This is a genomic window from Pseudolysinimonas kribbensis, from assembly GCF_030161895.1.
GTDB classification, from domain to species: Bacteria; Actinomycetota; Actinomycetes; order Actinomycetales; family Microbacteriaceae; genus Pseudolysinimonas; species Pseudolysinimonas kribbensis.
Genome location: NZ_BSVB01000001.1, coordinates 1139258 through 1164923 on the forward strand (window position 1 = coordinate 1139258; position 25666 = coordinate 1164923).

Here is a 25666-nt window from a genome sequence, read left to right on the forward strand (position 1 = left end):
CCCGCAGCACCGACCTCATCGCCGGAGAGCCCGAGCGGCTCTGGACCGGCTCGCGCTGGGGCGAGGGGCCCGTCTGGCTGCCGGGGCTCGACGCCCTGCGCTGGAGCGACATCCCGAACAACCGCATCATGCAGTGGCATCGCGAGACGGGCGAGACGATCGTCTACGACGACGCCCCCGAGTTCACCAACGGCCGCACCCTCGACCTCGCCGGTCAGGTGGTGCAGTGCTCGCACGGCCGACGCCGGGTGGAGCGCGACGTCGACGGCGTGGTGACCTCGATCGTCGACGCCTTCGACGGGCGTCGCCTCAACTCGCCGAACGACGTCGTGGTCGCCTCGGACGGCGCGATCTGGTTCACGGACCCGCCCTACGGGATCCAGCCCGACGAGATCGAGGGCCACGCGGGAGTGCAGGAGTACGGCGGCTGCTTCGTCTTCCGCTTCGTCGAGGCGACCGGGGAGCTGACGCCCGTCATCACCGACATGGTGCGCCCGAACGGCCTCGCGTTCTCCCCCGACGAGTCGGTGCTCTACGTCGCCAACACGGGTGACGGTCAGGGCGATCGGGACTACGTGCGGGCGTTCGACGTCGTGGGCGCGGGGGTCGCGAACCCGCGCGAGCTCGGCGATCCGAGCGCGGCCGACGGCTTCCGGGTCGACGTCGAGGGTCGCATCTGGACGTCGTGGTCGCGGGGGCCGAGCGGCGGCGTCGCCGTGTGGGCGCCCGACGGCACCGAGCTCGCCCGGGTCGACGTCGGCGAGCGCACGGCGAACGTCGCGTTCGGCGGCCCCGACGGCGACGAGCTGTACATCACCGCGTCGACCAGCCTGTACCGGCTGCGCACGACCACGACGGCCGCCCCGCGGCCCGAACCCCTCGGCTGAGGGCTCAGTCGCGGGTCGTGCGGCTCCGGCTGTCCGCCTCGTCGGCGATGTGCACGCGGATGCCGCTCGCGCCGATCCGCTCGAGCTCCTGGGCGTCGGCGGAGGAGTCGGTCACGAGGTCGGTGATCGCCTCGACGCTCGCGACCGGGGCGAGCGTGACCCGGCCGATCTTCGACCCGTCGGCCACGACGATGACCCGCTCGGCCTGGGTCACCATCGCGAGGTTGGTGCGGGCCTCGGTCTCGTCGTAGGTCGTCGCACCTCCTGCCGCGCTCATCCCGTCGGTGCCGAGCACCGCGGTGCCGATGTTGATGGCGCTGAAGCTGCGCTCGGCGAGCACCCCGACGAGCTCGAACGAGTGCGGTCGCACGACCCCGCCGGTCATGATCAGCTGCAGCGTCTGGCGCGAGGCGACCTGGGTCGCGATCGTGAGCGAGTTCGTGACGATCGTGAAGTCGTGCCGGGTCGAGAGCACGCGAGCGACCTCGGCGGTGGTCGTGCCGCCGCTGAACGCGACCACGTGCCGGCCGGTGGGGATCAGCTGGGCCGCCTTGCGGGCGATCAGCCGCTTGGCCTCCCGGAACTGGGTGTCCTTGAGCCGCACCGGCAGCTCGACCTCGGTCTCGATGATCCGGGCGCCGCCGTGGGTCCGGCGCAGCAGCATCTGGTCCTCGAGCTCGGCCAGGTCGCGACGGATGGTGGCCGGCGAGACCTGCAGCGACTCCGAGAGCGCGGCGAGCGGCAGCGATCCGGAGGAGGTCAGCATGTCGAGGATCGACAGCATCCGCTCGGAGCGCTTCATCGATGTCGCGTACGGGCGGGGTTCCCGCTGCTGTCCCGCCATGGTCATGCGCTCAGTGTAAATGATCGCTTTTTAGCACGAGTGCTCATTCTGTTGCAGAAATCGATCAGGCGTCAGGAGGATGGCCCCATGACTCGTGTGGTGTTCATCGGAGCCGGCAGCGTCGTCTTCACCCGGCAGCTCGTGACCGACCTGGTCGGCTACCCGGATCTCGACGGCCTCGAACTGGTGCTGCACGACATCGACCCCGACCGCCTGGCGGTCGCCGAGGGCACCGCGCGGCAGGTGAACGACCGCGCCGGCACGCACCTCGTGGTCCGGCCGGAGGCCGATCGTCGCCGCGCGCTCGAGGGCGCGGACTTCGTGGTGAACATGGTGCAGGTCGGCGGGATCGACGGCACCAGGAAGGACCTCGAGATCCCCGCCCGGTACGGCCTGAAGCAGACGATCGGCGACACGACCGGGGTCGGCGGCGTGTTCCGCGCCCTGCGCACGTTCCCCTTCCTCTCGGGCCTCGCCGCCGACATGCGCGAGGTGTGCCCGGAGGCGATGCTCCTGAACTACACCAACCCGATGGCCATGAACATCTGGTGGCTGTCGGTGGCGGCACCCGAGCTGCGGGCGATCGGGCTCTGCCACAGCGTGTACTGGACCGCGCACGGCCTGAGCGCCCTCGTCGGCGCCCCGTTCGAGCGCGTGCGCTACCGCGCCGCCGGCGTCAACCATCAGGCCTGGCTGCTCGAGTGGACACTCGACGGCGAGGACCTCTACCCCCGGCTCCGCGAGCGGATCCTGGGCGATCCCGAGCTGCAGCGCCGGGTGCGGGTGGAGATGCTCGAACGGTTCGGCTACTACCCGACCGAGACGAGCGAGCACTCGTCGGAGTACCTGTCGTGGTTCCTGCGCTCGCCCGAGCAGATCGCGAAGTACCGCATCGAGCCGCTGCAGTACCTCGGCATCAGCGAGGGCAACGTGCAGGAGTTCGAGGACGCGAAGGCGTCGCTCGCGAAGGGCGAGGAGCTCGAGCTCGAGCACGGCGAGGGCGAGTACGCTCCCAAGATCATCAACGCGATCACCACCGGCACGAGCGTCGAGATCCACGGCAACCTCCCGAACCGCGGGCTCATCGACAACCTGCCCGGCGACGCCGTCGTCGAGGTGCCGGTCGTCGTCGACGGCCAGGGGCTGCACCCCCAGAACATGGGTTCGCTGCCCTGGGGGCCGGCCAGCCAGAACCTGAACTACATCTCGGTCGGACGCCTGGCCGTCGAGGCCGCCCGCATGGGCGATCCGCTGCTCGTGCGCCAGGCCGTGCTCGTCGACCCGAACGCGAGCTCGTCGGTCACGCCGGAGCAGATCTGGGCGATGTGCAACGACCTCGTCGCCGCCCACGGCGACCTGCTGCCGGAGCCGCTCCGGGTGAGCCTGCCCGCCACCTGGGCATGACCCTCGCCCGCACCGCCGACCTCGTCGCGGATGCCGTGGCACGCGGCGTCGCGGTGCCGAGCTTCAACGTCATCACCCTCGAGCACGCCGAGGCGATCGTCGCCGGCGCGCGGGCGGCGGGCGTTGACGTGCTGCTGCAGCTCAGTCAGAACGCGGTGCGGTACCACGGCTCGCTCGCGCCGATCGCGAGCGCCTGCCGGGCGCTCGCCGAGAACGCGGGGGTGCGGGTGGCGATCCATCTCGACCACATCGACGACGTCGCGCTCGCCGAGCAGGTCATCGCCGACGGGCCGCGCCTCGGCATCTCGTCGATCATGGTCGACGCCTCGACGCTGCCCTACGCCGACAACGTCGCGCTCACCCGCGACCTCGGTGCCCGCGCCGGCGCCGCCGGACTGTGGGTCGAGGCCGAGCTCGGCGAGGTGGGCGGCAAGGACGGGGCCCATGCGCCCGGCGTGCGCACCGACCCGGCCGAAGCGGCGGCGTTCGCGGCCGCGACCGGCATCGACGGCCTCGCGGTCGCGGTCGGCAGCTCGCACGCGATGACGGCCCGCACCGCCGACCTCGACCTCGACCTCGTCGGCCGGCTGGCGGGCGCGGTCGCCGCACCGCTCGTGCTGCACGGATCGTCGGGGGTGCCGGATGCGACGATCGCCGCGGCGGTCGGGGCCGGCATCCGGAAGGTCAACATCGGCACGGCGCTCAACGTGGCGTTCACGGGCGCGGTGCGCGAGACCCTCGCCGCGGATGCCGCGCTGACCGATCCCCGGAAGTACCTGCGCCCCGCCCGCGACGCGATGACCGACGCGGTCGCCGACCTCTGCCGCGTCGTCGGCGGCTGACCGCCCGGCTCAGAGGCCGAGCACGCGCGCCGCGTTGTCGTGGTAGACCGCGCGCAGCGTCGCGTCGTCCAGGTGCAGCGCCGAGACGTCCCAGCGGCCCTGCGGCGGGATCGGCGACTCCGGCGAGTACGGGAAGGACTCGTCGTCGGTCTCGAAGAACCGGAACGCGTGCCGGTAGGCGTCGGCCGAGATCGGGTAGACGTCGGTGCCGAAGAGCACCCGGTCCGGATGCCGCTCCAGCAGCCGCGCGACGCGTCGCGGCTGGCGGCCGAGCTCGGCCATCCGCCCGCCGGTGTCGACCGTGAAGTTCGGCGCGCGGTCCATGAGCCCCTCGACCCAGTCGAGGTCCTCGGCGGCGCAGCCGACGTGCGCGCCGATGTAGCGCGTGCCGGGCGTCGCGGTCACGAGGTTCGCGAGCCCCTCGACGATCCGCTCGAAGCCGGGGTAGACCTCCCGGTCGCCGAACCACCAGTCGCGCTCGTGCATGAGCTCGTCGAGCCGCTCGTTGTGCGCGTCGAGCGGGTCGAAGAACGCCTTCGGGTCGGCGACGTGGATGAGCACCGGCAGGCCCAGCTCCCCGGCTCGGCCGAGGATGGAGGCGACGCGCGGGTCGTCGGGCAGGACCTTGGAGCCGTCGGCGTCCGTCACCCACAGACCGAGGTTCTTCCACACCTTGACGCCGCGGGCACCGGCGGCCGCGCTCTGCTCGAGCTGGCGCAGCAGCGCGCGCTCGCCGTCGGGGTCGGCCAGGCGGTCCCAGTCGATCTGGCAGAAGGTCAGGAACCGGCCGGGGTGCGCGCGGTCGTAGCGGTCGAGGTTGGCGGTGAGCTCCGCATCCCACCGTCCGTCGAGGTTGACGATCGTCTGCACCTGGACGGCGTCCATCGCGGCGAGGAGGCCGGGCACGTCCTTCACCACCCAGTCGCCGTCGTGGCTCAGCCAGGTTCCGAGGTGGTTGTGCACGTCGATCGCCGGGTGGGCGGCGCGCTCCACGTGCGTCTGCGGAACCGTGAGCCGGCTCTTCGGAGTCCAGGACCGCAGGGGCAGTTCGGCCAGGGAACGCCACTCGGCATCGGTCAGCGACACGGGTCCGCACCTTTCGAAACACACTCATGCGCATTGAGCGGTTTGACCATTTTCTTGTCATCTGCGCAGTTACCCTGCACTATTTCACACACGCGGACCGCGTCGAACCCGTCCGAGGGAAATGAGCACATGAGTATCACCACTTCCGAGATCGCCAGCCAGCCGGCCCTCTGGGAGCGCGCGATCGCCGAGGCGGACGGCGCTCGCGAGCTGCTCGGTGCCCCCGGTGAGCGCGTGCTCTATCTCGGGTGCGGCACCTCGGCGTACATCGCCGAATCGCTCGCGATCCTCCGCGAGCAGGCCGGCGTCGGATACAGCGACGCCGCCTACGGGTCGGAATGGCGGCCAGGGCGCGAGTACGACCGCGTCGTCGTCGTCACCCGCTCGGGCACGACGAGCGAGATCCTCGACGCCCTCGCGCTCGTGCCGGCGGGCGTGCATCGCACCGCGATCACGGGAGTCGCCGACGCCCCGGTGCACGCGCTCGTCGACGACGCCCTCGTGCTCGACTACGCCGACGAGAAGTCCGTCGTGCAGACCCGGTTCCCCACCACGACCCTCATCGCGGCGCGCACCGTGTTCGGCGAGGACGTGTCGGCGCTGCCGGATGCGGCCCGGCGGGAGCTCGACCGCCTGCAGGACCTCGACGTCGCGGCGCTCGATCACTTCGTGTACCTCGGCTCCGGATGGGCGTACGGGCTCGCGCAGGAGGCCGCGCTCAAGATCCGCGAGGCCGCCCAGGCCTGGTCGGAGTCCTATCCCACCCTCGACTACCGGCACGGCCCGATCGCGGTGGCGCATCCGGGCTCGGTGGTCGCGATGTTCGGCACGCCGGTGCCCGACCTCGTGCAGGACGTCGAGGCGACCGGCGCGGTCGTGCGCACGAGCGCCGCGGATCCGCTGGTCCAGCTCGTCGCGGCGCACCGGCTCGCGGTCGATGTGGCCGCCTCGCGCGGGCTCGACCCCGACGAGCCGCGCGCGCTCACCCGGTCCGTCATCCTGCGGTAGCCGGCATGACCTCCGGTCCGCCGCGGGTGCTCGTCGCGGGAGATGCGAACGTCGACCTCGTGCTCCGCGGCGATGTCCGTCCCCGCTTCGGCCAGGTCGAGCAGCTCCTCGACGACGGCGCCCTCGTGCTCGGCAGCTCCGCGGGGATCGCGGCCTGCGGTCTCGCGCGGCTCGGCATCCCGACCGACCTGGTCGCCGTCATGGGCGATGATGCGTTCGGCCGGTTCGCCCGCGAGGAGCTCACGACCCGCGGCGTGGGCACGGAGGCCGTCCGCGTGCACGCCGAACTGGCCACCGGCCTGTCGGTGATCCTCTCCGCCCCCGAGGACCGCGCGATCCTCACGGCGATCGGCGCGCTCGGCGAGCTGACCGCCGACGACCTGCTGGCCGCCGCCGAGGGCCACGATCACGTGCACGTGGCCTCGTTCTATCTGCTGCCCCGGCTCATGCCCGGGCTCGGCGAGGTCTTCGCCGAGCTGCATCGTCGCGGCCTCACGACGAGCATCGACACCAACTGGGACCCCGCCGAGACCTGGGCGCACGTCGCCGAGGTGCTGCCGCACGCCGACATCCTGCTGCCCAACGCGCAGGAGCTGCGCGGCATCGCGGGGGCGCTCGGGGTCCGCGACGACGACGACCACGACCTCGGCCGCGCCGTGGCGGCGCTGGGGCCGGAGGTCGTGGTCAAGGACGGCGCCCGCGGCGGGTGGTCGGTCGGAGCCGGCGGGCAGGTCACGGCGGTGGCGGCGCGCCCGGTGAAGGTGGTCGACACGACGGGCGCGGGCGACAGCTTCGACGCGGGCTACCTGGCCGCGCGGCTGAGCGGCGTCTCCGATCCGCGCGAGCGGCTGCGCTGGGCCGTCGCCGCGGGGTCGCTGTCGACGCGCGGAGCGGGCGGCACGGGGGCGCAGGCGACCCGCGCCGAGGTGCTGCAGGCGTTGCGGGCGCTGCCGTGATCCTCGCGATCGCCCCGAGCCCGTCCCTCGACGTCACGTACGTGGTCGAGGAGCTCGTCGAGGGCGGCCACGTGCGTCCGCTCGAGGTGCACCGGGTGGCCGGCGGCAAGGCGATCAACGCGGCCCGAGCCGCCCGGGCGCTCGGCGCCGAGGTGCGCGTCGTCGCGCCGCTCGGCGGCACGTCGGGCGCGTTCATCGCCGAGGAGCTCGCGCACGCCGGCATCGCGCTGCACGCCGTTCCGACCGGGCCGACCCGCACGTGCGTCTCGGTCTTCGCGCGGGTGGACGGCACGATGACCGAGATCTACGAGCAGGCCCCGCCGATCGCCGACGCGTGGGCCGGGATGCTCACCGCGATCGGGGCGGAGCTCGCCACCGCCGGCCCCGTCCACGTGCTCCTGAGCGGCAGCGTGCCGCCGACCGGCGCTCCCGACCCGCTCGGGGACGTCGCGCGGCTGGTCGCGCAGGCCGGGGCGCGCTGGGCGGTCGACACCCACGGCGAGGCGCTGCGGCGCGCGATGGAGCTCGCCCCGGAGATCGTGAAGGTCAACAAGGCGGAGGCGGCGGAGGCGCTCGGAGCCGACGGCGACGCGCGTGCGCTCGCCCTGGCCCTGCACGAGCGCACCCGGGGGTCGCGATCGTGACCGACGGTCCGGCGGGCGTCGTCGCGGTCGACGGCGAGCACGCCATCCGGGCACTGCTGCCGGGTGTGCGCGGCGGCTTCCCCGTCGGCAGCGGAGACACGATGCTCGGAACCCTCGTCGCCTCCCTCGACGCGGGCGAGCCGCTCGAGGGTGCTCTCGCGGTCGCCACGGCCGCCGCCACCGCGAACGCGCTCGTGCCGGGCGCCGCCGTCTACCGCGAGGACGACCTGCGCCGGCTGCGCGCCCTCGTCGAGCTCAGCCCCGCCTGAGCCGCGTCAGCCCTTGACGGCCCCCGAGGCGATGCCCTCGAGCATGTTCCGCTGGAACACGACGAACAGCACGATCATCGGGATGCTCGCGAGGAACGACCCCGCCATGAGCACCGGGTAGTCGGTCAGGAACTGCCCCTGCAGCGTCGCGAGCCCCGCCGAGAGCGTCATCTGCTCCGGATCGTTGTTGACCACGAGCGGCCAGAGGAGGTCGTTCCACGACCAGATCGCGGTCAGGATACCGAGCGCCAGCATGCCGTTCTTGGCCAGCGGCAGCATGACGCGCCACCACACCTGGAACGGGTTGCAGCCGTCGAGCCGCGCCGCGTCATCCAGCTCTTCCGGCAGGGTGAGGAAGAACTGCCGCATCAGGAACGTGCCGAACGCGCTGAACATGCCGGGCAGCGCGAGCGCGATCACCGTGTTGAGCAGCCCGAGGTGCTGCATGATCTCGAACTGCGACAGCAGGAAGAGCTGCGACGGGATCATGAGCACCGACAGGAACAGCACGAAGATGACGTTGCGCCCCGGGAACTGCAGTCGCGCGAAGGCGTACCCGGCGGCCGCGCAGAACAGCACCTGGGACACCGTGCGCAGCACCGTCATGACCACCGTGTTCGTGAACTGCGCGGCGAACGGCAGGGTGCCGAACACGTCGCTGAAGTTGCTCCAGATCGGTGTCGCCGGCAGGGCGGTCGGTGGGACCGACGACGACTCGGCGTAGGTCTTCAGCGAGGTCGAGATCTCCCAGAAGAAGGGCACGACCATGAGGAGCGCGCCGGCGATCAGGATGACGTGCACGACCAGGTGCGACGGCCTGCGGCGCCGCTTCTTCGCGACCCTCTCGCCGGACGCCGCGAGGGCGCCCGTCCGCGGGACGACGGCTTCAGACATAGTGGACCCACCTCCGCTGCATCCGGAACTGGAAGAGCGTGATCACGAGGATCAGCGCGAGCAGCACGAACGCGATCGCGGACGCGTAGCCGCCCTGGCCCTGCAGGATCCCCTTCGAGTAGAAGAGATAGACCACGGTCTCCGATGCCGGGATCGCCGGGCTGTCCTTGCCGACCATCAGGTAGATGAGGTCGAACGCCTGCAGCGAGTTGATGATCGTGATGACCGTCACGAAGAACGTGGTCGGGGTCAGCAACGGCACGGTGATGCGCAGGAACTGCCGGATGCGCCCGGCCCCGTCGATGGCCGCCGCCTCGTAGTACTCCCCGGGATCGACTGCATGCCCGCCAGGAACAGCACCATGTTGTACCCGATGGAGCTCCAGATCGACACGACGCCGACCGCGTAGATCGCCGTCGACGAGTCGGAGAGCCAGTGCCCGCCGTCGATGCCGACCAGCCCGAGCCCCCAGTTCACCAGCCCGAAGTCGCCGTTGTACAGCAGCTTCCACACGAGGGCGACCGCGGCCGGGAGCGTCACGACGGGCAGGAAGTAGAGGGTGCGGTAGACGCTCACCCCGCGAAGGCCGCTGCTGCTGAGCAGGGCCGCCACGACCATCGAGATCGGGATGCCGATGAGGGTCATGACCGTGAAGATCAGCGTGTTGAGCAGCGACCGCAGCAACTCGGGATCCTGCACCACCTGGGTGTAGTTCTCGAGCCCGCTCCAGTCGTGTCCGCCGAACGTGCCCCACGTCGTGAACGAGAAGAAGAACGTCTGGATCGCCGGCCAGAGCGAGAAGACGCCGAGGCCGATCGCCGTCGGCGCTATGAGCAGATAGCCCCAGAGCGCGTCGCCGCGGTGCAGGGGCGAGCGATGGGCGCCCCGACGGGGCGGGGATGGTGTTCCCCGCCCCGTCGGGGTCGCGAGCTGAGCGGTCATCGGTGTGCGACGCGTCGCATCACTTCTCCGCCGCCAGCGCCTTGTCCATCTGCGCCGCGACCTTCTTGGCCGCCGCGGCGACGGTCTCGTCGCCGGTCCAGGCCTTGTTGAACTCCGCCGTCGCCGCGTCCTGCCAGATCGCCGAGTTCAGCGACGACGGGTACTGCGACGAGTTCTTCAGCGCGTCGACGAACACCTGCAGGTGGTAGTTCGGGAACGAGTCGACCCAACCGCCGGCCGCGCCCTTGTACGCGGGGATCACGATCCCGGCGGCCGCCTGCGCGGTCTCGGCCTTCTTGCTCCCGAGGAACTCGAGGAACTTGAACGCCTGGTCGGGATGCGCCGTCTTCGCCGCCATGACGTTCGCGAGGCCGTTGCTGACGCCGCCCGGCTTGTCGAGCTTCGGCATCGGCGCGACGTCGGCGTTCGCCTTGGCGTACGGCACGTCGGCGAACTCCGCCGCCGCCCAGGAGCCCTCGTAGATCATCGCGACCTTGCCGGAGGTGAACATCGAGTCGGGATCGGTGTCGGTCATCTGCTGGAGCGTGGGCGACACGTGGTACTTGTTGATCAGGTCGACCCAGACCTGCACGCCCTTGATCGCCTCGGGGGTGTCGTAGCCCGACTTCTTCTTGTCGGCCGAGATCACCGTGCCGCCGGTCTGCGGGATCGTGGAGTAGTAGCTCTGCTGCGCTGCCGGCTGTGCAGCGATGCCGTAGACCCCCTTCGCCGGATCGGTCAGCTTCTGCGCGGCGGCCACCATGTCATCCCAGGTCCAGTCGGCGGTGGGTGCTGCGACGCCGGCCTGCTGGAAGAGGGTCTTGTTGTACCAGAGCCCGATGGCGTCGATGTCCTTCGGGATGCCGTAGACGTCGCCCTTCCAGGTGTACGCCTTCGTCTGGATGTCGATGTAGTCGCTCATCGTGAGGCTCGAGCCCTTGAGCTTGTCCGACAGGTCCGCGATGACGCCGCCGTTGGCGTAGGTCGCGAAGTTGGACTCGTTCATCCAGAAGACGTCGGGCGCCGCTCCCCGTCGCGGCGGTCTTGAGCTTGGTCCAGTACTGCTCCCACGGGGTCAGCTGCACCTTGACCGTGATGTCGGGATTCTGCTGGTGGAACTCGTCGGCCAGCGTGCGCATGACCTTGGCCTGGGTGTCGTCCCAGACGGCGTAGCTGATCGTGACGGGTCCGGAGCCCGAGCCGCCACCGGAGCAGCCGGCGAGCACGAGGCCCGCCGCGACGGCGGCGGCGGCCGCCGAGAGCAGCCGCACCGAGCGGCGGGACGGTTTCTGGATGCGCATGCGTGTCTCCTAGGTGTCGCGGTGGTGCAGGGCGGGGATGAGGGCGCGGGCGTTGTCGCCGGCGACGCCGGCTGCGAGCTCCGGCGACAGGTCGAGAGCCGAGATGCGCCACCTGCCGTTGCCCGGCGGATCCTCGGCGTCGTACGGGAAGTACTCGTCGGCGGTCTCGAGGAAGCGGAAGTAGATCGCGTAGTCCTCGGCCGTCGGCGGGGAGACGTCGGTGCCGAGGACCACGCGACCGGGGTGATCCTCGATGAGCCTCCTGGTCCGACGCGGCTGACGTCCGAGCTCGGCGATGCGCGCGGCGGTGTCGACGGCGAAGTTCGGATAGGCGGTCAGCATCCGGTCGACCCAGTCGAGGTCCTCGGCGATGCAGCCGACGTGCGCGCCGACGATCGTGACGCCGGGGTTCGCGGCCACGGCGCCCTCCAGGGCATCGAGCAGGCGCGCCAGCGGCGGGAACCCGGGGCCCATGAACCGCCAGTCCGGATGCCGCAGCAGCTCCTCGAGGCGCTCGTTGCGCTCGTCGAGCGGCTCGAAGAACGCCGCCGGGTCGGCCGTGTGCACGGTCACCGGCAGGCCGGCCTCGGCGATCGCCGCCCACATCGGCTCGAGCCGCGGATCGTCGAGGAAGAACAGCTCGCCGCGCTCGTCGCGCAATCTCAGCCCGATGTCCTTCCAGAGCTTGACGCCCGTGGCACCACGGGCGGCGGAGTCGGCGAGCGATGCGGCGATGCGATCCGGCCAGCCCGGCGTCGTCGTCTCACGCCAGTCGACCCGCGCGTAGCTCACGAACCGGCCGGGGAACGCGCGGTCGTAGCGGTCGAGGTTGGCCTCGAGCTCGTCGACCCAGCACCCGTCGAGGTTCACGATCGTCGCGACGTTGGCGGCATCCATCAGATCGACGAGCGCCGGCACGTCCGCGACCCGCCACCGGCCGTCGTGCCAGCGGCCGAGATGGTTGTGCGCGTCGACCGCCGGGGTGCTCGAGCGGGGCACCTCGTGCTCGGCGAGTCGCACCGTCGGCCGCGGTCGGAAATCCCGCAGGCGCAGCTCGCCCAGCCCCTCGACGTCCACGATCCGCTCCCCTCGCCGGCGACCCCCGCCGTTGGTGTCGGACGGTAGATCACCCATTCGGACGGAGACAAGCAAATGCGCAGACGCTTTGCGCGGTTGGCGGTTTCCGCCGCTCATGTTTCCGTCATGTTGCGATCCGTGCAGATCGATTGAGCGTTTGAGCGCCAGGAGTGCGCATTCGCCCAACCTGTCGTGACAATGAGGAATCCCACCTCACAGGAGAGGCGATCACACATGAACTCGAGGACGAGAGCCCTGCGGATCGGTGCAGGCGTCACAGCGCTGGTGGCCGCGGGAGCGGCACTCACCGGATGCTCGTCGACCGCGTCGGGCGGCGGCGATGCGGACAAGACCACGGGAGTGACGATCAGCGTCGTGCTGGCCGTCGATCCGCCGCCGAAGGCCACGCTCGACCAGTTCACCAAGGACACCGGCATCACGGTCAAGTGGTCCAACGTCGACTGGGACAGCCTGCAGACGAAGATCGCCGCGGCCGCCACGGCGAAGACCTACTTCGCCGACGCGACCGACGTCGACTGGTCGCGCGTGGGCCAGCTGGCGAAGCTCAAGTGGTTCCACCCGATGCAGGACTACCTGAACGTGTCGAAGCTCAAGGGCGACATGCCCCAGCTCGCATCGTTCACCGACGACGGGCAGACGGTCGGCATCCCCTTCGACGCGTCCTACATGGTCACCACCGTCAACAAGAAGATGTTCGCCGACGCCGGCATCACGACCATGCCGACGACGATCGACGAGTACACGGCCGACCTCAAGAAGGTGCAGGCGGGCGGCGTGCAGTACCCGCTGAACATCCCCTTCGCGGCGTCCGAGGGACTGTCGACCTACTGGTACGAGACCACCGGCGCGTTCGGCGGCAAGGTCCTCGACGGGGCGGGCAAGCCGCAATTCACCTCGAAGAGCTCGCCGGGCTACAAGGCCGCCGAGTGGATGATCGGGGCGCTCAAGGACGGCCTGGTCGCCCCCGCCAACATCAACGTGAGCGACAGCCAGGGCATGCAGACGCTCATGGCCAAGGGCGCCGCCGCATCGATCTTCTCGGACTACTCCGGCAACGTCGGCTCGCTCTACAACGTGCCGTCGTCGTCGACGGTCACGGGCCAGGTCGAGTACATCCCGACGCCGGGCGTCGACGGCGTCGGCCCCAACCTGACGAACGCGGACGGCATCGGCATCCCGATGACCGCCAAGTACCCGAAGGCCGCCGCCACGTTCATCAAGTGGTTCACCTCGACGGATGCGCAGGCGGGCTTCGCCGGAGCCGACGGCCCGAGCAAGGTGCTGCCCAGCTACGCGCTCCCGTCGCGGCTCAGTGCGGTCGACGTGCTCAACAAGAAGGGCTCGCTCGACGGCGGCGACGTGCTCGCGACGCTCCTGAAGGACTCGAAGCCGGTGTTCCCCGACGGAGCTCCGTCGTGGTACCCCGAGTTCTCGCGCGCGGTGTACACCAACCTGCACGCCGCCGCGGCGGGCACCATGACCGTCGACCAGGCGATCAAGAAGATCGCCGACACCGCGAACCAGCTGGCCTCCGGTTCGTGAGCATCGGGCTCCACGCGGACGGCCGTTCCCTTCGCCCGGGGACGGCCGCCCCGCGGCGCTTCGCCGGAAGCGGCGGCCCGACCTCCTGCCGTACTTCCTCGTCTCGCCGCTCGCGCTGTTCATCGTCGCCCTGGCGCTGATCCCGGCGGCGTTCACGATCGGGGCGGCGTTCTTCCGGGTCGACGAGCTCGACCCGCCGACCCGATTCATCGGCCTCGGCAACTTCGTGCGGCTGTTCGGCGACGATGCGATCACCTCCAGCATCGGCAACACCCTGCTCTACGTGCTGATCGGCGTCGCGCTCTCGACCGTGCTCGGGATCGCGTTCGCCGTCGCGCTGCAGCGCCCGTTCCGCGGGCGCTCGGCCGTCGTGGCGATCCTGGTCCTGCCCTGGGCGCTTCCCGGCGTCGTCGAGGGCATCATCTGGGTGAGCATCTGGGACGGCAACACCGGTCTGCTCAACAGCGTGCTGACGTCGGCGCACCTCATCGACCACTACCAGGTGTTCCTCGGCCACAACCAGCTCCTCACGGTGTTCCTCACCGAGATCGTGCAGGTCTGGCAGATCACGCCGCTCTCCACGCTGCTGATCCTCGCCGGGCTGCAGAACATCCCGGCCGAGATCTACGAGTCGGCCTCCATCGACGGGGCGGGCCCCTGGGGCTCCTTCACGCGCCTGACGCTGCCGCTGGTGCGGCCGGGGATCACCGTGGCGATGGTGCAGGCGGTCATCGCCACGCTCAACGTCTTCGACCAGCCCTACGTGCTGAACGGGGCGGCCGCGACCGGATCGTCGGTCACGATGCAGACCTACTTCGTGACCTTCCAGAACCTCGACTTCGGCGAGGGCTACGCGCTCTCGCTGCTCATCACGATCGCGACGCTCGTCATCTCGTTCATCGTGCTCAAGCTCGTCTATCGACCGGTGGAGTTCTGATGCGCCGCACGCACTGGGGACGCTGGATCGGCGTCGCGTTCATCCTGCTGTGGACGCTCATCCCGATCTACTGGACTATCAACACGAGCCTGCAGACCGACGCGCAGGTCACGTCGCGCCCGGCCAACTACCTGCCGCCGACACCGACCCTGCAGAACTACGCCGCCCTGCTCACGGCCGACACCGACACGGCGCAGGCCATGCGCGCCTCGATCATGAACATCGTCATCGAGTGCCTCGCCGCCACGATCGTGACCGTGCTGCTGTCGACGCTCGCCGCCTACGCGTTCGCCCGTATGCGGTTCCGCGGACGGCAGGTGCTGTTCTACGCCGTGCTGGCGACCATGGCGTTCCCGGCGTATACGACGCTCATCCCGATCTACAAGATCATGAGCTGGCTCGGTCTCGTCAACACCTACACGGGCATCGTGCTGGTGTACGTATCCGGATTCCTGCCGCTGGCGACGTGGATCCTCTACAACTACATGTCGAGCCTGCCTCGGTCCATCGAGGAGGCGGCCACCGTCGACGGGGCGAGCCGGCTCAAGGTGCTCTGGCATGTGGTCGTGCCGCTCGCCCGGCCCGGCATCGTCTCCACCGCGATCATCACGTTCCTGTTCGCGTGGGGGCAGTTCCTGTTCCCGCTCGTGCTCTCCAGCGACCTGTCGACCGAGCCGCTCACCGTCGCGATCGCGGCGCTGCAGGGCCGGCATACGGTGCCGTTCTCGCTCATGAGCGCGGCGGGCGTGCTGGCCATCGCGATCCCGGCGGTCATCGCCCTGCTGCTGAACCGCTACATCGTGAGCGGTCTGCTCGCCGGCAGCGTGAAGTAGCCCCGCGGTCACCCGTTCCCGACCCCCGTCTCCCGGCCCGACCCCGTCTCCCACCCGGGGCCGCGACGCCGCGAGCGCGCGAGGCCGCGAGGCCGCGAGGCCGCGAGCGTCAAAAGTGCAGGAGCATCGCGGCGATCCGGTCCCGTACCGGGACGACACGTCGTCCGTCTCCTGCACTTTTGACGCGGGGACGGCGGCGGAAGGACGCGGACGGACGCGGCTGGACGCGGTAGGGCACGGCGGCGAAGGGGCGCACGTCCAGCGGCGAAGGGGCGCACGTCCAGCGGCGAAGGGACGCACGTCCAGCGGGCGCGCGTTGGGCGCGCGGGCGCGGCGCGGGATGCTCGCACGCGCGGGCGGGGCGCCCCGTAGGCTGGCCTCCGGGCGGGCCACGCCGACGTGGACGGATCGCGGAAGGGCGGGTCGATGCGCGAGTTCGCGATCTGGGCCGCCGGCCGCCTGCGGGAGCGCCCGCGCCGCATCCCCCGGCTCGAGAGCATCGCCCGCACGATCTACCGCCCGGTCGTCGAGCTGAAGGCCGAGGTCGTGCGCTCGGCCGAGCCGATCCCGTTCGCCGATCTCGACCGCGACGCATTCCGGCCGATCCGTCCGGGGCAGGGCTTCGGCCGCACGCTGGAGTGCGCGTGGCTGCGGATCAAGGGCGAGGCGCCCGCCGACGCACCGCCCGGCGCGGTGCTGCTGCTCGGCATCCGGGGCGAGGGTCTCGTGCTCGACGCCGGCGGCGAGGTGCTCGACGGCGTCTCGACGGTCTGGCAGCAGGGCGACCTGCCCCACGGCGGCGGCCGGTTCCGGCCGGTGCGCGGCGCCCCCACGAGCGGGCCCATCGAGCTGTACGCGGACATCGCCTACAACGGGTGGCTGCTCTACCCCTATGGCCGCGGCGTCTACGACGGGGCCCGGATCGCCGTGCGCGACGACACGGCGTTCGGCCTGTACTACGACTATCTGACGCTGCTCGTGCTGGCCGAGTCGACGCCGGATGCCGTGCTGGCCCGATCGCTGCGCGCGGCCCTCGACGCGGCGTGGTCGCGATTGCGCACCGGTGACGCCGCGGCGGCGCGCGGCGAGCTGGCCGGGCCGCTCGCGCAGGCCTCCGAGTCGGACTTCACCTACTCGGCCATCGGGCACGGCCACCTCGACCAGGCGTGGCTGTGGCCGATCCGCGAGACGAAGCGCAAGGCCGCGCGCACGTACGCGCGGCAGCTGAACAACGTCGCCGAGCATCCGGGGTACGTCTACGGCACGAGCCAGCCGCAGCAGCTGGCCTGGATGAAGGCCGAGCAGCCCGCGATCTACGCGCGACTGCAGCGCGCGGTCGCCGAGCGGCGGATCGAGCTGCAGGGCTCGTTCTGGGTCGAGACCGACACGAACCTGCCCGGGGGCGAGTCGCTCGTGCGGCAGGCGATCGTCGGCCGGCGCTTCCTGCAGGAGGAGTTCGGGCTCGGCGACGACGACCTGCGCCTGTGCTGGCTGCCCGACACGTTCGGGTATTCGGGGCGCTGCCGCAGATCCTGAAGAAGAGCGGCATGGACTGGTTCCAGACCATCAAGCTCGCCTGGAACCGGGTCAACGACTTCCCCCATCGCACCTTCCAGTGGAGGGGCATCGACGGCACCGGCGTGCTCGTGCACATGCCGCCGGAGGGCGACTACAACTCCCGTGGGGCGGCCGACGGACTGCTGAGGGGGCTGCGGCGCTACCCGGAGCGCGCGCTCGACACGGCTCTGCTCGTCTTCGGCTCCGGCGACGGCGGCGGCGGGCCCGGCGAGGTGCATCTCGAGGTGACCGGCCGCGAGCACAGCCTGCGCGGGCTGCCGAAGGTCGCGTACTCGAGTGCGGGCGACTTCTTCCGCGCCCTGGAGGAGAAGGACGTCGTCCCCTCCCACCAGGGCGAGCTCTACCTCGAGGCGCATCAGGGCACCTATACGACCCAGCGCCGCACGAAGCAGCACAACCGGCGCGTGGAGCGCATGCTGCACGAGGTGGAGGCGCTCGCCGCGATCGTGGGCGAGCCGACGCGCGAGGAGCTCGAACCGCACTGGCGCGACGTGCTCCTGCACCAGTTCCACGACATCCTGCCGGGGTCGGCGATCGAGCGGGTCAATCGCGAGGCGCGGGAGACCTACGCGCGGATCGAGGGCGAGCTCGACGGGATCGCGGAGCGACTCGTCGAGCGGCTGCCCGGCTCGGACGTCGGCTCGGACGCCGTCCCGACCGCCGTCAACCTCACGTCGTTCCCGCGGGTCGAGCACGTGCGCCAGGACGGCGTCTGGATGCGCGCCGAGGTCGCGCCGTACGCGGCCGCACCGCTGCTGCCCGCGCCTTCCGCTTCTCCGGAGCTCCGCACCACGGCCGACACGATCTCCAACGGACGGGTGACCCTCCGGTTCGGGAGCTCCGGGGACGTGACGTCGATGATCGACGCCGACGGCGGCGAGCACGCAGGACGGGGCCTCAACCGGCTGGTGCTGCACCGCGACCCGTACCAGTTCCCCTGGGACGCGTGGGACATCGGCCCCGGCTACCTGCGCCGCACGCCCGACGTGCTCGTGCCGCGCACCATCGAGTCGGGCGTCGACGGACCGACCGTGTGGCGCCGCCAGGTGTTCCGCTGGGGCCGCGGCGAGGTCGAGCAGCGCATCGTGCTCGAGGCGGGCGACGACCTCGTGCGGGTCGAGACCCGCGTCGACTGGCGCGAGAGCCACCGGATGCTGCGGGCCGAGTTCCGGCCGGCGCACTACGGCGACCAGGCGCGCTGCGAGATCCAGTTCGGGCATCTGCTGCGCCCGACGACCGAACGCGACGAGGTCGAGCGCGCGCAGTTCGAGATCTGCGCGCACAAGTGGCTCGCGGTGCAGGATGCCGAGGCCGGGTTCGCGGTGCTCAACGACGGCACCTATGGTCACCGCGCCAAGGCCGGGCTGCTGAGCCTGAACCTGCTGCGCGCCCCCACCTTCCCCGATCCCACCGCCGATCGCGGCGAGCACCGGTTCACGTACGCCTTCCGTGCATTCGCGCCCGGCGACACCGGCCTCACCGGTGTCATCGCCGACGGCTATCGCCTGAACAACCCGCTGCGGATCGCCGAGGGCGTCGCGTTCGACAGCGCGGTCGCGAGCTCCGATCCCGGCGTCGTCGTCGAGACGGTCAAGCCCGCCGAGTCGGGCGAGGGCGTCGTCGTGCGGCTGTACGAGGGACTCGGGCAGGCGAGAACCACGGCGCTCTCGGTCGGCATCCCGCACTCCCGCGCGACGTTCACCGACCTGCTCGAACGCCCGCTCGGCCCCGCCGACCTGCGACACCTCGAACTGGGCCCGTTCGAGATCGTGACCATCCACCTGGAGTGTTCATGAGCGCTGAGACCGCCGCCGTGCCCACCGACCGTCCCGCCGGCCCGTCGACGCGCACGCAGCACGTGGCGATCGTGATCGCGGGCTTCGGGCAGAACGTCATCCTCACCACGGTGACGACGTTCGTGCTGCTCTATCTCAGCCAGTACGCGGGCATCTCGACCGCCGGTCTCGCGGTGGTCACGACCATCATCACCGCGGCCAAGATCCTCGACGCGGTGAGCGATCCCGTCATGGGCAGCATCATCGACATGACGCGCACGCGGCTGGGCAAGCTGCGACCGTACATCCTGTTCTCGGCCCTGCCGGTCGCCGTGCTGTCGGGCCTGCTGTTCTCGGTTCCGGACCTCCCCGAGGCCGGGCAGCTCCTGTACTTCGCGATCGTCTACCTCGTCTGGGGTGTGCTCTACACGGTGTGCGACGTGCCGCTGTGGGGCCTCATCGGCTCGGCGTTCGAGGAGCCGGCGCAGCGCACCCGGGTGATCGCCAACGTGCGCGTGTTCGGCTCCATCTCCTCGGCCTCGCCACGCTCGGGATGCCGTGGCTCGCCCATGCGCTCTCCTTCGGCCCGAAGACCACCGGCGCCGGATGGTCGATCGCGGTCTTCTCGACCTCGATCGTCGGCATGGTCCTCTACGTGCTCGCCGGCGTCTTCGGCCGCGAACGCCGGACGACCGCCCAGACGCGCCTCACGTTCACCGGCCTGTTCCGTGCGCTGTTCCGCAACCGGCCGCTGCTCATGGTGCTGCTCGGCTCGGTGCTCGGGTTCGGCCGTTACATCGTGCAGGCCGGCGGCGCGCTGTTCGTCGTGATCGCCTACAACAGCGAGGGCCTGTTCACGATCGTCGGAGCCGCGATCATCGCGGGCCTGGTCATCGCGTCCTTCGCGACGCCCTTCCTGCTGCGGCTGATGAAGCCGCGCACGCTCGTGGTCGGCAGCTCGCTCGTGGGCACGGCCCTCTACATCGCGATGTGGTTCGTCGGCTACCGCAGCATCCCGGTGCTGATCGTCTTCATCTTCCTGACCGGTCTCACCCTCGGGGTGTTCGGCGTCGTGCAGACCACGATGATCGCGGATGCCGTCGACGACGCCGAGCGTCGCACGGGCATGCGCAACGACGGCATCTCGTTCGCGACGCTGACCTTCTCGGCCAAGATCATGAACGCGCTCTCGGTGCTCGTCTTCGGGCTGTTCATCGTGCTCGCGGGCTACGAGAAGGGGTGCACGTCACCGCGACGATGCAGAGCATCGTCTACGCGGGCATCACCCTCGTGCCGGCCGTGAGCTGCGTGCTGTCGGCGATCCCGTTCCTCTTCTACCGGCTCGGATCGACGCGGCCGTCCTGACGCGAGCCTGAACGTCGCGTGCGGGGCCGGGTGCGCGGCACGGGATGCGGCGCAGGCTGGCCTCATGGTGGGGCGCGCGGCGTGCATCCGGGGACATCGCGCTCGCACGCCCTGCGCTGAGGAGAAGGGAGAACCGGCATGTCCGACCCGAGAGACGACGACACGGGCGACGAGCCCGACGACATGCAGGAGAGGGAGGCCGTCGAGGAGACGGAGCAGACCGGCGAGGTGAATCCGTCCGGCCTCTGGCCGGAGGGCGATGAGGAGACCCGATCCCCGCTGTGAACCAGCTGAGCGCCACTCGGGGATAATCTTGCTGGCGTGATCGCCGGCGCCGACCTCCTTCGGGCGGTCGTCACGGTGGCTGGGGAGCTCATCCCGTCGACCACCACCGGCGTCCTGCTCGCGGATGCCGGCGACCGGCTCGAGATCGCGGCCACGAGCGACGACACCGCGACGGTGCTCGAGCTGCTCCAGGCCGGAGTGGGCGAGGGGCCGTGCGTCGACAGCTACCGGCGCGGTGACGTCGTGAGCGTGGACGACATCCGCGACGAGGCGGAGTGGCCGGTGTTCCGCGATGCCGCGCTCGCGCAGGGCGTGCTCGCCGTGCACTCCGTGCCGTTGCGGCTGCGGGAGGCGACGGTCGGATCGATGAACCTCTTCCGCAGCACCGCGGGCGCGTGGACGGATGCCGACACCTCAGCGGCACAGGCCCTCGCCGATCTGGCGACCATCGGCATCCTGCAGTCGCGCGAGGTCGACCGCGCCCACGAGCGCAGTGAGCAGCTGCAGCACGCCCTCGACAGCCGGGTGCTGATCGAGCAGGCCAAGGGTTTCGTCGCGGTCCGGCGCGACATGTCGCCCGCCGAGGCGTTCGACGTCATCCGCGCGCACGCGCGGCAGAGCCGGCAACCGCTCGGCGAGGTCGCCGAGCAGATCGTGTCACGGCGTCTCGAGCTCTGATCCCTTGGCATCGCCGTTCGGCTCGGGGACCACCTGCAGGCCGGTCGTCGAGTTCGCTGACATCATGAGCTGCTCGATCCAGCGCCGGTTGAGCGCCGGTGACCGGTTGCCGAAGTACTTGAACGAGATCGACGACGTCGGATTCAGCCACACGGCCGTGTGACCGCTGCCCAGGGCCACGTCGTCGGTCCAGGTGAACATGAACGACTCGCCCCGCCGCAGCTTGGCGCCGATGACCGCCTGCAGGTGCGCGAGGACCCGGTCGTCGAAGTCGACGGAGAGCGTCGCGTCGTAGGTGAATCTGCCCATCGCGGGCGCCTCCACGGACCACACCGGACAGCGACCGGGTCGGGGTCCAGGATCCGGTCGGCGACGCACCACGCGTCTGATTCCAGAATTACTGCAGAGCGGGTCCGCTCGCCAAATCGCCGAGGGTGCTTCGGACGGTCGGAGCGATCGCGGCCGACACCCGGTCGCCTCCCGCGTCCTTCGCCGCGTACATCGCCTGGTCGGCGAGCCGGATGAGCTGGTCGGTGCCGATCGGGGTCGAGGCGTCAGCGAGGGCGACCCCGATGCTCGCCGAGAGGGGAGGTGCGCCGGAATCGACTCGTAGCGCTCGGCGAGGCGGATGCGGATGCGCTCGGCGATCTCGGCCGCGGCATCCGGATCGGGCACCTCGGCGACCACCACGAACTCGTCGCCCCCGTAGCGGGCGACGACATGGTCACCGCGGACGATGGAGCGCAGTCGCGCGCCGACCTCGCGCAGCAGCCGGTCGCCCACCGCGTGCCCGTGACCGTCGTTCACGTGCTTGAAGCCGTCGAGGTCGACGAAGAAGATCGCGGTCAGACCGTCGACGCGCTCATGCAGCTGCAGCTGCTCCTCGAGGAAGCGCCGGTTCGGCAGGCTCGTCGTCTCGTCGTGGGTCGCGGCGTGCTCGAGAGCCCGCTGCAGTCGCAGGCTCGTGATGACCTGACCGGCCTGGCCGGAGAGCGCGCTGGCCAGTGGGGACGCCTGCTCGTCGAAACCACGGGGGTGCAGGAAGAAGCAGACGAAGACGCCGAGGACGTCGTCCTCGTGCCAGATGGGCGAGGCGATGATCGAGTGCACGCCGGCGGAGACGAAAGCCCGGCCGAGCGGCGCCGCGACGGCATAGGCCTCCTCGGCGCCCGCGATCTTGACGACCTCGCCGCGACGCAGGGCGGGGATCGAGAGCAGCTCGCCGACGTCCAGCTCGGCGAACGGATAGGTGCCCGCGACCTGGCGGAGCCGGCCGTCGTCGGAGAGGAACACCATCGATTCCTCGGCCGCGTAGGCGCGGGCCGCGGTCTCGGCGAGCAGCTGGCCGAGCTCCTCCTCGGTTGTCGCCGCCGAGAAGGCGATCGAGGCGTCGATGACGAGCTGGAGCCGGTTCTGGGTGCGGCGGACGAGGGCGTGCGTCTGCAGCAGGCCGTCCTCGACCGCCTGCCGGTGCGTCGCGTCGAACACGACGGCGATCCCTGCGCCGAGCGGGCCCTCGACGAGGACCGGGCGGCGCATCCCGTCGTCGTTCTTGAGGAAGACGATGTCGCCGGCCGCGAGGCCGCGCTGCGGATCGATCGAGTCGATGAAGTCGGTGAGCAGGCGGCCGGCGACCGAGACCGTGCCGGTCCACGCGCGGAAGACCTCGTTCGCGCCGACGATCGCGCCCTGGTCGTCGAGCTCGACGAGCCCGCACGGGACGGCATCCGGAACCACATCGCGCACGACGGAGCCGCCCTTCTCCCGATCGAATCGCCGACCACGATTTTAGGCGCGAGGGCGCGATTTCGAACCCATCGGTCCGGGGGATTGCTCACCGGCGGCGGATGGACTATGCGGCGCGCGGCGCTCGCCCGGGTCAGTGCACGGGCGTGCCCCCGGTGACGGCGACGACCTCCCCGCTCGTGTAGCTCGCGTCCTGCGAGGCAAGATACACGTACGTCGAGGCGATCTCGACGGGCTGGCCCGGACGCCCGTACGGGGCCCCTCGCCGAAGTGCTCGAGCTTCTCCGGCGGGTCGGACACCGGCTGCAGCGGCGTCCAGAACGGTCCGGGCGCGACGCCGTTGACCCGGATGCCGCGCTCGGCGAGCTGCTGCGCCATGCCCCGCACCCAGTTCGCGATGCCGGCCTTGGTCACCGCGTACTCGATGAGCGACGGCGAGGGCGTGAAGGCCTGCTCCGACGAGGTCGCGATGACCGACGCGCCGGGACCGAAATGCGGCACCGCCGCCTTGGTCAGCCAGAACAGTGAACTCAGGTTGGTGTCGACGAGCCGTCTCCAGACCGCGGTGTCGAAGTCCTCGATGCCGTCGACGGTGGGCATCTGCCCGGCGACCATCACCAGCAGGTCGAGCCCGCCGAGCGCCGCCGCGCCGTCCTCGACGAGGCGACGGCAGTACTCCTCGTCGGCCAGGTCGCCCGGCAGGCACTGCGCAGTGCGACCCTCGGCCCGCACGAGCTCGGCGACCTGCTGCGCGTCCTCCTCCTCGTCGGGCAGATAGCTCAGCACGACGTCCGCACCCTCCCGGCCGTAGGCGATCGCGACGGCCCGCCCGATGCCGGAGTCGGCTCCGGTGACGATCGCGCGGCGGCCGGTCAGCCTGCCGGTTCCGCGGTAGCTCTGCTCGCCGTGGTCGGGTGCCGGGTCCATCTCGGCGACCGAGCCCGGTCCGCTCTGCTTCGCCGCGGGGAAGGGCGGTGCGGGGTACTTCGTGGCGACATTGGTCGGGGCGTAGAGGTCGGTGGAGCTCATGTCGCGACGGTAGGTCGATCGGCGAGAGGCGGCACTGGTGTTCAGCCGATGATCAGGGCTCGCGCCAGTCGTGCGCGGTGAGGTGCGAGCCGGCCTGCGGGCCCATCTGCAGCATCCCGCCGTCGACCGCCCAGGATGCCCCGGTCACGTACGACGCCGCCGGCGAGGCGAGGAAGGCGACGACGGCCGCGATCTCGTCGACGTGCCCCGGTCGCCCGAGCGGCACGCCGGGGCGTTCGGTGCGGTACGGATCCTGCCCGCCGGACTGGCTCATCTCGGTGGCGATCTCGCCGGGGGCGACCGCGTTCGCGGTGATCCTCCCGGCCGAGCTCGAGGGCGAGCGTTTTCATGAGGCCGCCGAGCCCGTGCTTGGCGGCGTCGTAGGCAGCGGAGCCGACGCGGGGCTGGTGCTCGTGCACGCTCGTGATCGCGATGAGCCGGCCGCCGTTACCGGCATCCACCATCCGCCGCGCCGCCCGCTGCAGCACGACGAAGGCCCCGTCGAGGTCGGTCGCGATCGTGGTGCGCCACTCGTCCCAGGTCAGGTCGAAGAACGGCGTGCCGCCACCGGTTCCGGCGTTGTTCACGAAGACGTCGACGCCGCCGAGCTCGTCGATCAGACCGTCGATCACGTCGCCGCAGGCGGGAGCGTCGGCGACGTCGAGCCGGGTCACGACCGCACGGACGCCGCGGGCGCGCACCGCCTCGGCCGTCCCCTCGGCGCCGTCGCGGTCGCTGTGCCAGGTGATGCCGACATCGAGCCCGGCGTCGGCCAGGGCGATCGCGCTCGCCCGGCCGATGCCGGAGTCCGAAGCGGTGACGATGGCATGGTGCGGTGCGAAGTCGGCCATGCGGCACGGTAGGCATGCCGGTGCGGGCCGAGCCCGCGCGTTCAGGCGATGCGGAGCCGCACGCGGCCCGGTCAGCCCACGGCGTAGGTGCGGGTCTCGTCCAGCGGCTCGCCGGGGAGCGCGCCGGCCCGCAGGTGGCCCGGCACGCCGTGCGCGGAGGTGTGCGGCTCGGGGTCGGGACTGAGGCGCCCGCAGATCCGGCAGACCCAGCCTGGATCCTCCAGCTCCTCGACGACCTCGTACACGGGGTCGATGTCGCCGTCGCCGCGGCGCATGAGCATCCGGCGGGCGCGCCCGATGGGGCCCGACGGGATGGTGAGCTCGCGGTGCATCCCGCCCTCGGCGTCCCGCGGGATCAGCACCGTGACGTCGCCCGATCCGAACAGTCGCCCGGCGTCGCCGAGCCGGGCGACCCCGTGCGTGTGCTCGGTGATCTCGAGCGTGCCGCTCAGGCCCTGATCCCAGACCTCGCGCTGGCGGTACGGCTCGACCACCCCGTGCGCCAGCGGTCCGTGGCGCATGCGGACGAACGAGAGGCGGTGGCCGCGGAGGGCGACGACGACCCCGTCCGGCGCTCGGGTATCGCCGAGCAGCACGGCGAGCTCCGGGGCGGAATCCGCGGGCATGAGCAGCGCGACCCCGGTCGCGACGAAGCACGCATCGGTCATCAACGGTCCCCTTCCCAGCGACGGGTCGTCCGGTATCCACGGTAGGCAGGGGCGCGGATTCGGCGAGGGGCTTGCGCATCGCGACGCCGCGCGCTACCCCTTGCGGGGGACACGCGGCGGCGCACCATGGACGCATGACCCGCCGCCGATCCCCGTCCGGCCCGCCGGCCCATCCGCCGCCTGGTCCGCCGTCGCCCTCGCCGT

Annotated in this window: 23 protein-coding genes and 5 pseudogenes; 16 read left to right on the forward strand and 12 right to left on the reverse strand. The window is 71.1% G+C overall.

What is annotated here, in order from left to right; all coding sequences use genetic code 11:
- Positions 1–17 precede the first annotated feature (17 nt).
- Positions 18–887: an SMP-30/gluconolactonase/LRE family protein gene (locus QQK35_RS06290; RefSeq protein ID WP_284255623.1), complete on the forward strand. Its 870-nt coding sequence runs from the start codon at positions 18–20 to the stop codon at positions 885–887.
- A 4-nt stretch (positions 888–891) separates the two neighbouring features.
- Here QQK35_RS06290 and QQK35_RS06295 read toward each other — a convergent pair whose 3' ends face one another.
- Positions 892–1737 carry a DeoR/GlpR family DNA-binding transcription regulator gene (locus QQK35_RS06295; RefSeq protein WP_284253406.1) on the reverse strand — a complete coding sequence of 282 codons (846 nt, stop codon included), beginning with the start codon at positions 1735–1737 and terminating at the stop codon, positions 892–894.
- A gap of 81 nt (positions 1738–1818) precedes the next feature.
- Between QQK35_RS06295 and melA the strand changes: the two genes are divergently transcribed.
- Both melA and QQK35_RS06305 read left to right on the forward strand, forming a co-directional pair.
- Positions 1819–3135 carry an alpha-galactosidase gene (gene melA / locus QQK35_RS06300; protein WP_284253407.1) on the forward strand — a complete coding sequence of 439 codons (1317 nt, stop codon included), beginning with the start codon at positions 1819–1821 and terminating at the stop codon, positions 3133–3135.
- Positions 3132–3977, forward strand: coding sequence for a class II fructose-bisphosphate aldolase (locus QQK35_RS06305; RefSeq protein WP_284253408.1), 846 nt, complete (start codon positions 3132–3134; stop codon positions 3975–3977). The genes melA and QQK35_RS06305 overlap by 4 nt, the downstream gene beginning before the upstream one ends.
- 9 nt (positions 3978–3986) lie before the next feature.
- Here QQK35_RS06305 and QQK35_RS06310 read toward each other — a convergent pair whose 3' ends face one another.
- A complete protein-coding gene (locus QQK35_RS06310; RefSeq protein ID WP_284253409.1) occupies positions 3987–5063 on the reverse strand; it encodes an amidohydrolase family protein in 1077 nt (358 codons plus the stop codon).
- 129 nt (positions 5064–5192) lie between these two features.
- Here QQK35_RS06310 and QQK35_RS06315 point away from each other — a divergent pair, with 129 nt between their 5' ends.
- Genes QQK35_RS06315 through QQK35_RS06330 form a run of 4 tightly spaced genes read left to right on the forward strand, consistent with a single transcriptional unit; the run spans position 5193 to position 7940 of the window.
- The gene (locus tag QQK35_RS06315; RefSeq protein WP_284253410.1) at positions 5193–6071 is read left to right on the forward strand and encodes an SIS domain-containing protein; all 879 of its coding nucleotides are present in this window, start codon (positions 5193–5195) and stop codon (positions 6069–6071) included.
- 5 nt (positions 6072–6076) lie between these two features.
- Complete coding sequence (locus tag QQK35_RS06320; protein WP_284253411.1) at positions 6077–7027, forward strand: carbohydrate kinase family protein; 951 nt, start codon at positions 6077–6079, stop codon at positions 7025–7027.
- Positions 7024–7671 (forward strand): PfkB family carbohydrate kinase, encoded by a 648-nt coding sequence (locus QQK35_RS06325; RefSeq protein ID WP_284253412.1) that lies wholly within the window; start codon positions 7024–7026, stop codon positions 7669–7671. Before QQK35_RS06320 ends, QQK35_RS06325 begins: the two co-directional genes overlap by 4 nt.
- Positions 7668–7940: a PfkB family carbohydrate kinase gene (locus QQK35_RS06330; protein WP_284253413.1), complete on the forward strand. Its 273-nt coding sequence runs from the start codon at positions 7668–7670 to the stop codon at positions 7938–7940. The genes QQK35_RS06325 and QQK35_RS06330 overlap by 4 nt, the downstream gene beginning before the upstream one ends.
- Positions 7941–7946: 6 nt before the next feature.
- On the opposite strand, the gene QQK35_RS06335 is transcribed toward QQK35_RS06330, so the two are convergent.
- From QQK35_RS06335 to QQK35_RS06355, 5 genes and pseudogenes are all read right to left on the reverse strand, one after another.
- Positions 7947–8834 carry a carbohydrate ABC transporter permease gene (locus tag QQK35_RS06335; protein ID WP_284253414.1) on the reverse strand — a complete coding sequence of 296 codons (888 nt, stop codon included), beginning with the start codon at positions 8832–8834 and terminating at the stop codon, positions 7947–7949.
- A complete protein-coding gene (locus QQK35_RS06340) occupies positions 8827–9138 on the reverse strand; it encodes a carbohydrate ABC transporter permease (protein ID WP_284255624.1) in 312 nt (103 codons plus the stop codon). The genes QQK35_RS06335 and QQK35_RS06340 overlap by 8 nt, the downstream gene beginning before the upstream one ends.
- Positions 9084–9776, reverse strand: a complete 693-nt coding sequence (locus QQK35_RS06345; RefSeq protein ID WP_284255780.1) for a carbohydrate ABC transporter permease — start codon at positions 9774–9776, stop codon at positions 9084–9086. The genes QQK35_RS06340 and QQK35_RS06345 overlap by 55 nt, the downstream gene beginning before the upstream one ends.
- 19 nt (positions 9777–9795) lie before the next feature.
- Positions 9796–10794, reverse strand: a pseudogene (locus tag QQK35_RS06350) (ABC transporter substrate-binding protein); the annotation flags it as partial.
- Positions 10795–11086: 292 nt separating this feature from the next.
- Entirely contained in the window at positions 11087–12154 is a 1068-nt protein-coding gene (locus QQK35_RS06355) for an amidohydrolase family protein (protein WP_284253415.1), read from the reverse strand.
- A 234-nt stretch (positions 12155–12388) separates the two neighbouring features.
- On the opposite strand from QQK35_RS06355, the gene QQK35_RS06360 reads away from it, so the two are divergent.
- The 9 genes and pseudogenes from QQK35_RS06360 to QQK35_RS06400 all read left to right on the forward strand — a co-directional run bounded on the left by QQK35_RS06360 (position 12389) and on the right by QQK35_RS06400 (position 21168).
- Positions 12389–13717 (forward strand): ABC transporter substrate-binding protein, encoded by a 1329-nt coding sequence (locus QQK35_RS06360; protein ID WP_284253416.1) that lies wholly within the window; start codon positions 12389–12391, stop codon positions 13715–13717.
- A gap of 226 nt (positions 13718–13943) precedes the next feature.
- On the forward strand, positions 13944–14654 hold the full coding sequence (locus tag QQK35_RS06365; protein WP_284253417.1) for a carbohydrate ABC transporter permease: 711 nt from the start codon (positions 13944–13946) through the stop codon (positions 14652–14654).
- A complete protein-coding gene (locus tag QQK35_RS06370) occupies positions 14654–15487 on the forward strand; it encodes a carbohydrate ABC transporter permease (protein WP_284253418.1) in 834 nt (277 codons plus the stop codon). Before QQK35_RS06365 ends, QQK35_RS06370 begins: the two co-directional genes overlap by 1 nt.
- A gap of 443 nt (positions 15488–15930) precedes the next feature.
- A pseudogene (locus QQK35_RS20295) lies at positions 15931–18462 on the forward strand (glycoside hydrolase family 38 N-terminal domain-containing protein); the annotation flags it as partial.
- Between the two features lie 126 nt (positions 18463–18588).
- Positions 18589–18861: a glycosyl hydrolase-related protein gene (locus QQK35_RS20765; RefSeq protein WP_488803439.1), complete on the forward strand. Its 273-nt coding sequence runs from the start codon at positions 18589–18591 to the stop codon at positions 18859–18861.
- Positions 18858–19349: pseudogene (locus tag QQK35_RS06385) on the forward strand (MFS transporter); the annotation flags it as partial. The gene QQK35_RS20765 and the pseudogene QQK35_RS06385, both read left to right, overlap by 4 nt.
- 44 nt (positions 19350–19393) lie before the next feature.
- Positions 19394–20143 (forward strand): MFS transporter, encoded by a 750-nt coding sequence (locus tag QQK35_RS06390; RefSeq protein WP_284255625.1) that lies wholly within the window; start codon positions 19394–19396, stop codon positions 20141–20143.
- 200 nt (positions 20144–20343) lie between these two features.
- Positions 20344–20490: a hypothetical protein gene (locus QQK35_RS06395; protein WP_284253421.1), complete on the forward strand. Its 147-nt coding sequence runs from the start codon at positions 20344–20346 to the stop codon at positions 20488–20490.
- Positions 20491–20526: 36 nt separating this feature from the next.
- Positions 20527–21168, forward strand: coding sequence for a GAF and ANTAR domain-containing protein (locus tag QQK35_RS06400; RefSeq protein ID WP_284253422.1), 642 nt, complete (start codon positions 20527–20529; stop codon positions 21166–21168).
- Here QQK35_RS06400 and QQK35_RS19670 read toward each other — a convergent pair.
- The 5 genes and pseudogenes from QQK35_RS19670 to QQK35_RS06425 all read right to left on the reverse strand — a co-directional run bounded on the left by QQK35_RS19670 (position 21148) and on the right by QQK35_RS06425 (position 25462).
- Complete coding sequence (locus tag QQK35_RS19670; RefSeq protein ID WP_348534898.1) at positions 21148–22914, reverse strand: DUF7882 family protein; 1767 nt, start codon at positions 22912–22914, stop codon at positions 21148–21150. The two genes, QQK35_RS06400 and QQK35_RS19670, sit on opposite strands and share 21 nt — an antisense overlap.
- A 133-nt stretch (positions 22915–23047) precedes the next feature.
- Complete coding sequence (locus QQK35_RS19675; RefSeq protein WP_348534997.1) at positions 23048–23305, reverse strand: SDR family oxidoreductase; 258 nt, start codon at positions 23303–23305, stop codon at positions 23048–23050.
- Positions 23272–23943: pseudogene (locus QQK35_RS06415) on the reverse strand (SDR family NAD(P)-dependent oxidoreductase); the annotation flags it as partial. The gene QQK35_RS19675 and the pseudogene QQK35_RS06415, both read right to left, overlap by 34 nt.
- Positions 23944–23995: 52 nt before the next feature.
- Positions 23996–24794 (reverse strand): annotated as a pseudogene (locus QQK35_RS06420) (SDR family oxidoreductase).
- 71 nt (positions 24795–24865) lie between these two features.
- Positions 24866–25462, reverse strand: a complete 597-nt coding sequence (locus tag QQK35_RS06425; RefSeq protein WP_284253423.1) for a hypothetical protein — start codon at positions 25460–25462, stop codon at positions 24866–24868.
- Between the last annotated feature and the right edge of the window lie 204 nt (positions 25463–25666).